This is a genomic window from Streptomyces sp. NPDC016640 (assembly GCF_043076215.1).
Taxonomy (GTDB): Bacteria; Actinomycetota; Actinomycetes; order Streptomycetales; family Streptomycetaceae; genus Streptomyces.
Genome location: NZ_JBIBRG010000024.1, coordinates 34,906 through 46,611 on the forward strand (window position 1 = coordinate 34,906; position 11,706 = coordinate 46,611).

At 68.9% G+C, this 11,706-nt stretch carries 9 protein-coding genes and 6 pseudogenes; 6 read left to right on the forward strand and 9 right to left on the reverse strand.

All coding sequences use genetic code 11. The features are described from left to right. Window positions 1-20: 20 nt before the first annotated feature. The 3 genes and pseudogenes from ACF07S_RS32465 to ACF07S_RS32475 form a co-directional block, all read right to left on the reverse strand. On the reverse strand, window positions 21-593 hold the full coding sequence (locus tag ACF07S_RS32465; protein WP_391975832.1) for a hypothetical protein: 573 nt from the start codon (window positions 591-593) through the stop codon (window positions 21-23). 285 nt (window positions 594-878) lie between these two features. Further along, window positions 879-1,595 (reverse strand): annotated as a pseudogene (locus ACF07S_RS32470) (IS6 family transposase). A 107-nt stretch (window positions 1,596-1,702) separates the two neighbouring features. Continuing rightward, window positions 1,703-2,601: pseudogene (locus ACF07S_RS32475) on the reverse strand (IS3 family transposase); the annotation flags it as partial. A gap of 100 nt (window positions 2,602-2,701) precedes the next feature. Here ACF07S_RS32475 and ACF07S_RS32480 point away from each other — a divergent pair. After that, window positions 2,702-2,989 (forward strand): annotated as a pseudogene (locus tag ACF07S_RS32480) (alginate lyase family protein); the annotation flags it as partial. A 34-nt stretch (window positions 2,990-3,023) separates the two neighbouring features. Here ACF07S_RS32480 and ACF07S_RS32485 read toward each other — a convergent pair. The 3 genes from ACF07S_RS32485 to ACF07S_RS32495 all read right to left on the reverse strand — a co-directional run bounded on the left by ACF07S_RS32485 (window position 3,024) and on the right by ACF07S_RS32495 (window position 5,704). After that, window positions 3,024-4,043: a polyprenyl synthetase family protein gene (locus tag ACF07S_RS32485; protein WP_391967399.1), complete on the reverse strand. Its 1,020-nt coding sequence runs from the start codon at window positions 4,041-4,043 to the stop codon at window positions 3,024-3,026. Between the two features lie 2 nt (window positions 4,044-4,045). Further along, window positions 4,046-5,086, reverse strand: a complete 1,041-nt coding sequence (locus tag ACF07S_RS32490; protein ID WP_391967394.1) for a tetratricopeptide repeat protein — start codon at window positions 5,084-5,086, stop codon at window positions 4,046-4,048. A gap of 261 nt (window positions 5,087-5,347) precedes the next feature. Beyond that, complete coding sequence (locus ACF07S_RS32495) at window positions 5,348-5,704, reverse strand: hypothetical protein (protein WP_391967393.1); 357 nt, start codon at window positions 5,702-5,704, stop codon at window positions 5,348-5,350. Between the two features lie 208 nt (window positions 5,705-5,912). Between ACF07S_RS32495 and ACF07S_RS32500 the strand changes: the two are divergent. The 5 genes and pseudogenes from ACF07S_RS32500 to ACF07S_RS32520 all read left to right on the forward strand — a co-directional run. After that, window positions 5,913-6,389: pseudogene (locus ACF07S_RS32500) on the forward strand (IS110 family transposase); the annotation flags it as partial. A gap of 356 nt (window positions 6,390-6,745) precedes the next feature. Next, window positions 6,746-7,549: a class I SAM-dependent methyltransferase gene (locus ACF07S_RS32505; protein WP_391967392.1), complete on the forward strand. Its 804-nt coding sequence runs from the start codon at window positions 6,746-6,748 to the stop codon at window positions 7,547-7,549. 95 nt (window positions 7,550-7,644) lie between these two features. Next, window positions 7,645-8,179: pseudogene (locus tag ACF07S_RS32510) on the forward strand (transposase family protein); the annotation flags it as partial. A gap of 167 nt (window positions 8,180-8,346) precedes the next feature. Further along, complete coding sequence (locus ACF07S_RS32515) at window positions 8,347-8,646, forward strand: transposase (RefSeq protein WP_391975835.1); 300 nt, start codon at window positions 8,347-8,349, stop codon at window positions 8,644-8,646. Further along, window positions 8,643-9,086, forward strand: a complete 444-nt coding sequence (locus tag ACF07S_RS32520) for a transposase (RefSeq protein ID WP_391975836.1) — start codon at window positions 8,643-8,645, stop codon at window positions 9,084-9,086. Before ACF07S_RS32515 ends, ACF07S_RS32520 begins: the two co-directional genes overlap by 4 nt. Window positions 9,087-9,134: 48 nt before the next feature. Here the strand turns inward: ACF07S_RS32520 and ACF07S_RS32525 are convergent, their stop codons facing one another. From ACF07S_RS32525 to istB, 3 genes and pseudogenes are all read right to left on the reverse strand, one after another. After that, entirely contained in the window at window positions 9,135-9,905 is a 771-nt protein-coding gene (locus ACF07S_RS32525) for an aminoglycoside adenylyltransferase domain-containing protein (RefSeq protein WP_391975833.1), read from the reverse strand. Between the two features lie 384 nt (window positions 9,906-10,289). After that, window positions 10,290-10,886, reverse strand: a complete 597-nt coding sequence (locus tag ACF07S_RS32530) for a hypothetical protein (RefSeq protein WP_391975834.1) — start codon at window positions 10,884-10,886, stop codon at window positions 10,290-10,292. Window positions 10,887-10,912: 26 nt separating this feature from the next. After that, window positions 10,913-11,628, reverse strand: a pseudogene (istB, locus tag ACF07S_RS32535) (IS21-like element helper ATPase IstB). Window positions 11,629-11,706: the final 78 nt, after the last annotated feature.

The window sequence follows — 11,706 nt, forward strand, 5'->3', positions numbered from 1 at the left end:
CGTTGAGGCCGTGCCTGGTGTCACCGTGTGTGGTCGCCGGAGGCGTATCGGGCCCAGGTTCCTCCGGCTTCAGTGACCAGGCGGGTGGTGGTCTTGTCGTGGTAACCGAGGGCCTTCGCGATGACGGCGGCCGGGGCCTGGAGGACGAGTTGTCGGATCGCGGAGGTCCTGCCGCGCTGCGGCGGGACGCCGATCTCCCGCAGGTGGACTTGGAGGCTGACCGGGTTCATTGGCTGTCCGGGTTGGCGGCCGGGGAAGAGCCACTGTGAGCTTCTGCTGCTGGCGTAGGGCAGGAGCTGGCGGGACCGGATATAGGCCCGCACGAGGTCAGTGACAGGCTCCGGCAGCGGGGACGGCGGATCTCCCAGCCGGACGGCGACGGTGGCCCCGTCGTCGAGGACGTCGTCGACTGTGAGGCGGACGACGCGGGTGACGGGTTGCGCGTAGAGGAGAACGAGCGCGGCGGCGACCCGGGCCCGCAGGGGCAGAGAGTCGTCGTTGAGGGCCCGCCGGAGAATGGCGAGTCGGCGATGCTGGTGCAGCGGCGCTTGGTCCTGGTTGACGACCTGGGGTGGCAGGAGGAGGCGGGACATCCGGCTCGTCCTCATGCACCAGCGCAGGAACGTCTGCGCCCGGCGCCGGGTGGCCAGCTTCTCCGTGTGCCAGGCGTCGAGGTCGGCCTGCTGGCAGTGTTCGATGGTGCGACCTCGGTCGGCAAGCCAGGTGAGGAAGGCGCCGGCCTGGGTGATCTCCTGTTTCGTCTGGCTGGTCTGGGAGCGTCCAGCGGTCCCTTCTCCGCCGACGCTGTCACATTATTGGGTGCGTGGGTCTCTGACCGCGTATCGGGGCGTGGGGAGGGCCGGGTTTCGGGCCGGTGCTCAAGCCTTGGCGGGCTGGCCGGCGGCGCCGGTGATCTGATCCCAGATCGCGAAGCGGATGGCCATTTCGGCTCGGTAGCCGGGAGCGCTCATCAGGTGGCGGCGGGGTCGGAAGTGGGGTGAGATGCCGCTGAACGCGGCCAGGAACCGCTGGGTTCCGCCGACGCTGCGGAAGCCTTTCATGGCGCGTTCACGCTGCCGGGTGGGCTGATGACTGTTCTCGGCCCGGTTGTTCAAGCCCTTGTGCGAGCGGTGCTCGACGGAGGGCATGACCTCGCGGTGGGCCGCGCCGTAGGAACGGAGCTTGTCGGTGACCACCACCCGCGGCACCGAGCAAGTCTTCTTGAGTAGTTTACGGAAGAAGCGCCTGGCCGCAGCGGTGTCCCGCCGGTTCTGGACCAAGATGCCGAGCACGTTGCCGTCCTGGCCGACGGCCCGCCACAGCTACCGCTGCTCGCCGTTGACCCTGACGAAGACCTCGTCCAGGTGCCACTTGCCCCCGGGCCGGGGCCGGCGGCGCAGGCCGTCGGCGTAGGACTGCCCGAACTTCGCGCACCAGCGGCGGATCGTCTCGTGGGTCACCATCACGCCGCGCTCGAGCATCAGCTCCCCGACCTCGCGGAAGCCGAGCGGGAAGCGGAAGTACAGCCACACGCAGTGCGCGATCACCTCGACCGGGTACCGGTGCCCCGTGTACGACGGCGGTGCGCTGCCCACGGACGACCCCTCCCAGCACGACCAACCAGAAGATCATCCCACCCGGTCAGCCAACGTGACAGCGCCCTCTGCGGTCAAAGGTGTTGCGACGATCAGTTGAATTTGCCCTGCGACCCGCGATCGGAATGAACCAAGCATCCGGCGACCTGGCCGCGGCGGGCGACCGCGGATTCAAGGGCTCTCACCGCGAGGCGGGACTTCATCCTCGAGTCGATGGAGTAGCCAACGATCCGGCCCGGGTACACGTCCTTGACGGCGCACAGGTAGAGCTTGCCCTCGCCGGTGGCGTGCTCGGTGATGTCGGTCAGCCACAGCCGGTTCGGCGCCGGGGCGGTGAAGTCGCGCCGGACCCGGTCGTCGTGGACCGGCGGGCCCGCCTTGGCGTTCTTGCCACGGCCTTTGCGTTTGCCGAACACGCTCCACCAGCCGTTGTCGCGGCAGATTCGCCATCCGCTCCGCTCGGCCATCGCCTGACCGGCGGCCCTTGCTTCGTCGAGGAGGAAGCGGTGGCCGAACTCGGGATCGTCGCGGTGGGCGTCGAACAGGGCGTTGGCCCGGTGGGCCTCGGTCAGTTCCGCGTCGGTGACCGGACGGGCCAGCCACCGGTAGTAGGGCTGGCGGGCCAGACCCAATACCCGGCACGTCACCGCCACCGGCACCCTTGCAGGGGCATCGGCGGCGACCAGCTCGCGGACGAGCGGGTACATCATTTTGCCGACAGGTTCGCCTGCGACAGACAGGCCGCGGCCTTCCGGAGCACCTCGTTCTCCTGCTCGAGCATCCGGATCCGCTTGCGGGCCTCGCGCAGTTCGGCCGACTCGGCCGGCGCCGTCGCGGACCTGGTGGCGGTGCTGTCCTCGGTCCCCGCGCGGCGCAGCCACTTCGTCAGCGAGACCGGGTGGACCCCAAAGTCAGCGGCCACCTGCTCCAGCGTCACGCCAGGCTCACGGCTGCGCACGACACGCACGACGTCCTCGCGGAACTCCTTGGGATACGGCTTGGGCATTGCTCCATCCTTCCAACCCGCCTGACGGCGAGCCAGGTCAGATGTCACCCAACCCTGCAGCAGTCCCAACAATCACGCACCCGACAACGTGACAACGCCCGCGATCGGCCAGCACGTGGGCGTGGACCTGTGGGGCTACGAGGGCCCGGACGGACAGAGCCTGTTCCAGGCCGTCGACTACCTGCTCCCCGCCGCCACCGGGGCCGCCGCCTGGCCGCACCCGGAACTGGAGTTCCACCGCTACGCCGCGACCGACGTCGTCCACGCAGCCGCCGACGCGGGAGACAGCCGGGCCCTTAAGGCCCTCGCTTCCTTGGAAGCGCCGCCGGGAGGCGACCTGCGGCTGCTGCGCCCGGCGCCGGAGCAGCTGGACTCGATCGCCGGATGAGCGTCGGAGCCCGCCGTCCGGGCCCCGAACCTCGTCACTGGCTGCGCATCACCACACCGTCCAGCAACGCCCGCAGGTCGCGGGCCGGCCGGGCGGGAGCCCGGATCCGGTCGAGCTCCGACAGGGCCGAGACCCTGCACCGCCGCGCCACTGCGAGCGCCGCCGCGCGTCCCCCCGCTTCCTCGGCCAGCTCCGCCGCCCTGGCCACGTCCCCGTCCGCTTCGAGCAGAGCGGCGAGACGACGGGCGGCGGGGCGGCCGCTCTCCAGGGCGGACACCACCGGCAGGGTCTTCTTCCGCTCGCGCAGGTCCCCGTGCACCGGCTTGCCGGTGACGGCGGGATCGCCCCACGTGCCCAGCACGTCGTCCGCGATCTGGAAGGCGACCCCCGCCTGCCGGCCAGCCCGGTCGAGGCCGGCCACCACGGCGGGGGACGCGCCGGCGATCAGCGCCCCCAGGGCCAGCGAACAGCCCAGCAGCGAACCGGTCTTGCCCTCGGCCATGTGCCGGTACTCCGTGCTCCGCACGCGGCGTGGCCCGGTCCACGGGCGCCCCGCGAACAGCAGGTCGTCGGCCTGTCCGCGCACCAGGTCGCCCAGCGCCGCCGACAGCAGCCGTACGCCCTCGATCCCGCCGACGGATGTGGCGAGGGTGTCGACGGCGAGCGCGAAGAGGGCGTCGCCGGCGAGGACGGCGGGGCCGGTCCCGTACGCCCGCCAGACGGCGGGACGGCCCCGCCGCACCGGGTCGCCGTCCATGATGTCGTCGTGCAGGAGCGAGAAGGTGTGCACCAGTTCCACCGCGACGGCGGCGGGCACCCCTGTCTCCGGGGGCGCTCCGGCGATCTCCGCACCGAGCACGGCCAGTGCCTGCCGTAGGCCCTTGCCACCGGGGGCGGTGACCGGCGCGCCGCCCACGTCGCACCAGCCGAGGGAGTAGGCGGCCACCTCACCGACCCAGGGGTGCAGTCGGCCGACGGCCTCCCGCAACGCCGGCCGGGTCAACCGCGCGCACCGGTCGACGATCTGGGCCGGTGCCGCCGGTACGGCCGTCACCGTCACGCGGAGACCTCCCCGTCCGGGACGAACTCCGCCTGGGCCTGGGCGACCATCTCCCGGGCGTGCCGCAGTCCGATCCGCTCGGTCAGACGGGCGAGTTCGGCGAGTTCGGCCGCCGTCGCGGCGCGGTCACAGCCAAGTCGGGCCAGTGCCTTGGCCAGCCCGAGCCGGGCCAGCGTCTCACCGCGCGGCTCGGTCATCTCACGGAACTCCGCCAGCGCGTCCCGGTACAGGTCACGCGCCTCGGCGTAGCGCCCGGCGCGGTAGAGGACGTTGCCCCGCATCTTGAGGTTGTAGGCGAGAGCGCTCTTCAGTTTCATCTCCCTGCACGTGGCCTCGGCCTGCGACAGCAGGGACAGGGCCCGCTCGGTGTCGCCGTCGCGCACGGAGACGACGTCGGCGAGGCCGCGCAGGGCCCAGGCGTGCCCGCGCCGGTCGTCGGCGCGGGCGGATATCTCGGCCGCCTCGGCGAACAGTGCGTGGGCGCTGTCGTACTGGCCGGTGTTGCGCCGCATCTGGGCGATGCCCTCCAACGCCCAGACGGTGTGGCGGGCCTCCCCGCGCTTGCGGGCCTCGTCGAGCAGTTGCTCGTGCAGCCGGCCCACGGCCTCGTAGTCCCCCTGGATGCGGCCGGTCTCGGCGAGACCCGCCAGCGAGTACCCGCGGACGACGACGTCCCCCGCCTGCTCGCCGAGCTCGGCGGCGAGTGCGAGCAGGCGGCGGGCCAGCGGGAACGCGCCTCGTTGGCGGGCCAGGGTGCCGCCGCTCCAGAGAGCCCAGGCCATGCCCGCGAGGTCTCCGGCCTCCCGGGCCGTGCGGTAACTCGCCTTCCAGGCCCGCTCGGCCTCGCGTACCTGCCCGAGGCGCCGGTGCGCTTCGGCGACCGCCAGGCCCGTGCGCGCCGCCTCGGCGGTCCGTCCGGCCCGTAGGGCCTCCTGCATCTGCTCGGTGCCGGCCGCGAGCACGTCCGCCAGCGGTGCGTTGACGGACAGGGTGGTGAGGGTGCCCTGGTACTCCGGGGCGAATGCCTTGCCGTACATCGAAGCCTTTCCGTTCGGTGGCCCGGACCCCCCTGTATACACATCGCGTATACGTTGGGTGTATAGTCCGGCGGCCGTCAGCCCCTCTGCTGAGGGAGGGGAGAGAGGGCTGCGGCCCGTTCGTCGTCCGTCAAGACGGAGGATCTCGGTCCGGAGTTGCCTCCGCTGATCGACGAAAGGCGCGACGACACCGAGCGCACACACCAGCCGGGCGGTGGGCCTCCTCCGCGAGCAAGGAGGCCCACCGCCCGCCGTCCTGCGTCAGCGGCTGCTCGTCGTCTCGATGTCGATGATGCGGTTGTACCGCTCCAGCAGCACGAAGAGCTTGGTCGTCCAGGTCGTCCCATCGCTGCCGAACGTCAGGGTGACCACGACCTCGTGGCCGTTGCCCACGGCGCCGTTGTCGCTCACGGTCCACCGCGTCGGGACGTTCTGGGCGCGCAGGACGCCGTCGGCACCGTTGCCGTTCTCCCAGGCCGCGAGCCGTGCGGCGAAGTCGGGCGTCAGGCAGTGCGCGCGCAGCGCCGTGGCCGGCGTCGCGTCCGGGTCGGTGTAGTCGCCCTTGGCGTCGATGGACGCGCTGAAGTTCCCCCCATTACCTTCTTGATGGCCCCGCAATGGGGCGCCCGGCCTTCGGAGTTGGCATGACTTTCTCCCCCTGTCGAACGCATGGCCTGGGGGTGGTGTCACCGGCTCCGGAGGCATCGACAGACCGCTGATTAGGGGCATGACCACCGGCCTTTCCGCAGGTCGGGAGGCTCTTCGTAATGTGGATGTGGCGATCGGTGCCGTGGGACGGCCGGGCGGGGACAACCGGAGGAAGCACGTGATCGACGTCAGCGACATCGGCGTCTTCCTCGGCCTGGACGTCGGCAAGGGCGAACACCACGCCACCGCCGTCACCCCGGCCGGGAAGAAAGCCTTCGACAAACGGCTGCCCAACAGCGAACCGAAGCTCCGCGAGGTCTTCGGAAAGCTGCAGGCCAAGCACGGGAGCGTGCTCGTCGTGGTCGACCAGCCGGCATCGATCGGCGCCCTGCCGCCGGCGGTCGCGAGGGACATGGGCTGTCCCGTCGCCTATCTGCCCGGACTCACGATGCGGCGGATCGCCGATCTCTCTGCCGGTGAGGCCAAGACCGACGCCCGCGACGCGTTCGTCATCGCCGACGCGGCCCGCGTCATGCCTCACACCCTCCGCTCGGTCGAGCTCGAAGACGAGACCATCGCCGAGCTGGAGATGATCGTCGGCTTCGACGACGACCTGGCCGGGAAGGCCACCCGCATCAGCAACCGCCTGCGGGGGCGCGACCTCGTCACCCATGCACTGAACTGGTCGGCCTGGAGAAGACGCCGCCAGGCCGTCGCCCGCCACTGCCACTACCGAAAACGCAGCTCAGGACACGAACCGCTGCTGGAGTACTAAAGCGCTCCGCAGCGAACGCGCGCTTGCCGGCCGCGGTCCTCATCGTGGCCGATGGGGCGCCGGTGGAGTGGGGACCTGCGTCGGTGCGGCGTGTCGCGGTTTACCACGAAATCCGGTGGAGTCTCAGCGGCCGGAAGTGGTTGGGTCCTGCTCAATGCTTCGCTGACACGGCCCGGCACAGTGCTGGGCGCAAGGTCCGAATCGCAGGCGCAGTCTAGCCCGCGTGTCGTCGAGTGATGGAGGTTATCGCGGTGGCTGGTTATGGGGCGCTTTCCGACGTATACGAGTGGCTGATCGGGGACGACAGGTTGACCCCCGCCAAGGCAGCCGCGGTTTACTACAGCGATGTCGTGGGCTCTCTTCCGCCCAACGCGCGCGTCCTCGACTGCGCGTGTGGAACCGGCCAGCTCGCCGTCGGTCTCGCGAGTCTTGGCCTTGACGTGGTCGCCGCAGACGCCAGCAAGGGGATGGTTCGCCGGACCGAGAAGGCCGCCGACGAGCAGGGTGTCTCGCTTCGAACCCTCCGCGCGAGCTGGGACGAGCTGCCCGACCACCTGGAGGACTCTACGTTCGATCTGGTGTTCTGCGTCGGCAACTCGCTCGGGCACGCCGAGGGCGCAGCCGGGCGCCTGACCGCACTGGAAGCGATGTCACGGCTGCTGAATCCGCGCGGACGCCTCGTGCTCACGTCCCGCAACTGGGAGCTCGTGCGCTCCGCCGGCTCACGGGTAGACGTCCGCGATCGACTCATCCGCCGCAACGACCGCGATGCGGTCGTCAGCTACTACTGGCAGATCGAGCAGCGCTGGGAGCAGGAACACTTCCTCGAGATCGTGGTCGCCCAGATCGAGCCGGATGGGGCAGTGCGAGCCTGCTCGGAGCGGTTGTCCATCTGGCCCTACCGGTACGAGGACCTCGTGGCGCAGTTGCAGAGCGTTGGGCTCACGGTGCAGTCCACCACCTTCGACCCCGAGAGCGATGGATACCTGGTGGTCGCCAGCCGCGACCAGGCGCGAGGCACGTCTGATCCGACGCGCTGATCCGCCTTTCGTCGTTGTCGACCTGCCAGCTCGCGACCGCCTGCAGCGGGTTCTTCGCGAAGTGTTCAGCGCTTGAAGCGGTTGCTGCGGGTGCGGTCCTCGCCGCGTCGGCTCCCAACCTGCGGACCGCGGCCTGCACCGCCTCCACCGAGGCATTCGTGATCCTGGACGGCACGCTGCTGCCGATCGACCGAATCGCGGCCGACCGGCCCTTCTACTCTGGAAAACATAAGACGCACGGCATGAACGTGCAGATCATCACCGATCCCGCCCGGGCGACTGGTGTGGGTATCGCCTGCACTGCCCGCCGCGGTCCACGACATCAAGGTCGCGCGAATCCACGGCATCATCGACGCCCTGGAGGAAGCCGGCGTGGAGTGCTGGGCCGACAAGGGTTACCGGGGCCTCCGGCGGCACCATACGGCTGCCTTATTGGGGTCGCTGGGAGACACTTTCCGCAGGTTCAGCAGGCTGTCAACCGCTCGCATGCGAGGATCCGTGCGCTCGTCGAGCAGGCCATGGCCACCCTCAAAACCTGGCGGCTCCTGCGCGAAGCTGCGATGTTCCACGACTCGCATCACCAGCCTGGTTCAGGCCGCCCTCACCTTGCATCTGACCTGCTCAAGCTGAGGTTGGAAACAGCTCACGGACTATCTTACCGTCAGCGCACGTCAGTAGCTGGGGAATTACGCGAACTTCCGTCTGGGGAATTTCGCGATCGTCCACAGAAATGACGACGCGCACGGTGTCCGCCACTCCGGGTCCATCGGCAGCTGATCGACGGCATACGGTGGCGGATCCGGACCGGTGCGCCGTGGCGTGATCTCCCTGAACGCTACGGGCCTTGGGAGCGGGCCTACGACCTGTTCCGTCGATGGCAGCGTGACGGCACCTGGAAACAGATCTTCGAGCAGCTGCAGGCCGAGGCTGACTCAAAAGGGCTGATCACGTGGGATGTGAGCGTGGACTCCACGATCACCCGCGCTCACCAGCACGCCGCTGGCGCGCGTAAAAAGGGGCTTCCCAGAAAGAGCCTCCGGGCGGCGTCTTCACCGAGCCGGAGGATCACGGTCTCGGGCGGTCGCGCGGCGGGCTGACCACCAAGCTGCACCTGGCCGTGGAGCAGGGGCAAAAGCCACTGTCGCTGTTTGTCACCGCTGGCCAGCGCCACGACAGCCCGCAGTTCCAGCCGGTCTTGGAGGGCATCCGGGTGCCCCGCACGGGTCCAGGGCGGCCGCGCACCAAGCCGGACAGGGTCCGTGCGGACAAGGCGTACGGCTCCCGCGCGAACCGTGCTTACCTGCGCAGACGCGGGATCGGCTGCACGATTCCGGAGAAGGCGGACCAGGTCCGCAACCGCAAGAGGCTCGGCTCTCGTGGCGGGCGCCCGCCTAAGTTCGACATGGACGACCACAAGGAGCGCTACGCGGTGGAGTGCGGGATCAAGCGCCACCGAGCCGTCGCCACGCGGTACGACAAGCTCGCCGTCCGCTATGAGGCGACCGTGCTGGTCGCGGCCATCAACGAGTGGCTGTGACCAGCGCAGTCGGAACACTCTCGGTGATCAGCACCTTGGGAGCGGTTCTTATGTCCGCTGGCTCCGTGTGCTCAACTGGTCGATCTCGGCGAGCACGCGGTCCACATGCGGACGGACCTGTGCCTGCAACGTCTCGCTCCAGATTTCCTCGGAGTAGCGGCAGTTGAGATAGAGCTGCCTGGCGTGTTCGAGAACGGGGCGGTGTTCGGGAGGAAGCTGGGCGAGGGCCCAGCCGGCGGCAGCGTCCTTCGGTCTGATCTGGCCGGTGGTGAGCGTGGTCCAGATGCGTGCGAAGGTCAGCAGGACGTTGCGGGTGTCGCCGTCCAGGTTGTCGAGCAGGTCGGGGATGCCCGCCACGCTTGCCCGGACCAGGTCGGAGTGCGGGACAGGAGCAAGGACCAGTGCCGGCCGCGGGCCGGCGAGGGGGTAGTCGCCGGTCCGCGCCATCGTGATCAGCAGGGCGAGATCGGGCATCGGCTCCGGACGGGGGACCTTCCCGGCCTCGTACTCGGCGCGCAGCCACTCGCCGTACAGGAAGTCGCAGGCCGGAGGGTGTCGCCATGGCTTGACCTCGGACTGGACGACCACGGTGAGCTCGACCGGGCGGGCCTTGTTCCGGGAGCCGGAGATCCCGAGCAAGCCACCGAGAAGCGCCTGTCGTTCCCGCTCACCCATCGGCCTCCGGGAGACGAGCAGTACGTCCACGTCGCTGGCTGGTCTGAGGCCTCCGAGCACGGAAGATTCGTGTAGGTAGGCGCCGATGAGATCCCCGCCCAGCACACCACCGGCCAATCCCACGATCTCCTGAACCTGATTCACCGCGCCAGTGTCTCCCGTCGCCCGGCCCGACTGCACGGCACTATGGGGAGGCTCACGGTCCGCCGGCACGCGAGCGTGCTGGTCGCAACCGTCAATGAGTGGCTGTGACCTGTGACCAGTACTTTCACAGCAGGCCCTAGTAGTGCTTCGTTAGGTTCTGGCTTTGGTTCTGCGTGTGGTGCAGGTGCCGGTCCAGCACCTCAGCAGGTCCTGGAGTGCGTCCAGGACTTGGTAGAGGGTCAGGCCGGCGTGGGTGCTTTTGGGTCGAGCCGCCGCAGGGTGAGGAAGGCCTGGGCGGCGGTGACGAGTGTCGGCGTACTCCTGTGAGTGCTCCACCAAGTACGGAGATACGTGCGCCAGCAGGGAGGCTGTGAGCCAGTCACGTCATCCCACGGGCATGGCGGTGGCAGGGCGATGAACCTCCAGGATGACTGCGGTGCCGGCCACGGTTCGGTCCTCGTGCATGGCGATCTGCCGGCCGGGCTGGAGGTGCGTCCAATGGGAGGGAGTGAGGGGCACGAGCCGAACCGTGGCTCGCCCGCCGGGCTCCAGATAGGGCATATCCTCAACCCAAAGCGAGGCGATGCTGACCGCACGTCCACCGGTGGGAGACAGATGTCCGATGTCCCACATGGGTCGCAGAACACCGGCGCCGGAGATTGCCGTGGTGCGTCGCGCCTCAGCGGCAGGACGGAGCGTCAGATCCGCCCGGATTACGCCGTGACGAATCTCGGAGCACCGCCAATGGCACCAGGCCGCGCTCCGCTCAAGCCGGAGCTGCTCAGCCGCGTCGGCGAGCTTCTCCCAAAACGCCAGCGGAAGCGAACGACCGTCCCCAAGTTCCTCTAGCAGGCCCAGGGCGATCTCCCACTCGTCGTGAACGAGGTAGTCCCAGATGTCTCGCACCGTGATGTCGTTCTCGGTGGCGGTCTCTTCTGGAACAAGCAAAGAAGCGGATTCGAGCAGCTCAGGGACGTCCATGCGCTCATTGTCGACCACATGAACTATTAGGCTGCGCTTTCCTGGTCTCGCTCGATGGCAGCGAGCCGGTTCTTGAGCCGGTAGCTTGGGCCGTTGATGGAGATCACGTCGCAGTGGTGCAGGAGGCGGTTGAGGATGGCGGTGGCCAGGACCTCGTCGCCGAACACCTGTCCCCACTTGCTGAAGGTCTTGTTCGAAGTCAGGATGATCGAGCCCTTTTCGTAGCGCTTGAGATGACTTGGAAGGCCAGGTTGGCCTCCGCGCGCTCGAGGGGCTGGTAGCCGACCTCGTCGACCACGAGAACAGCAGGCCGCAGGTAGCTGCCGAGCTTGCTGGTCAGCCGCCCTGTGGCCTCGGCGGCCTTGAGGTTGCGGACCATGTCGTCGAGGCTGGTGAAGTAGATCGAGTAGCCGGCCCGGCAGGCCGCGACCGCGAGAGCGACGGCGATATGCGTCTTGCCCACTCCCGGCGGCCCGAGCAAGGCAGCGTTGGTCTTGGCCTCGACGAACGACAATGTGGCGAGGTCCTTGACCTTGCGAGGGTTGAGCTCAGGCTGGAACGAGAAGTTGTAGTCGTCCAGTGTCTTGTGGTGCGGCAGCTTCGAGATCCGCAGCCCGGTGCGGAAGCGGCGGTCCTCACGGACAGCGAGTTCTTCGGAGAGGACCAGGTCGATGAAGTCGAGGTAACCCATCTTGGCCTCGTCAGCCCGCTGAGCGTACTGAATAACGAGTTGGTGCGTGATAGTGGGTGAGGCGTGTTTGGCCTGATCGTGGCCTGTAGTCAGGCGGTGATGGTGCGGTCGGAGACGAGGCTGGCGATG

What these genes read in the sequence shown, in the direction of transcription:
- ACF07S_RS32465 (WP_391975832.1), bottom strand. Translation starts at nt 593, where the DNA reads ATGTCCCGCCTCCTCCTGCCACCCCAGGTCGTCAACCAGGACCAAGCG.
- ACF07S_RS32490 (WP_391967394.1), bottom strand. Translation starts at nt 5,086, where the DNA reads ATGTACGGCAAGGCATTCGCCCCGGAGTACCAGGGCACCCTCACCACC.
- ACF07S_RS32505 (WP_391967392.1), top strand. Translation starts at nt 6,746, where the DNA reads ATGGAGGTTATCGCGGTGGCTGGTTATGGGGCGCTTTCCGACGTATAC.
- ACF07S_RS32530 (WP_391975834.1), bottom strand. Translation starts at nt 10,886, where the DNA reads ATGGACGTCCCTGAGCTGCTCGAATCCGCTTCTTTGCTTGTTCCAGAA.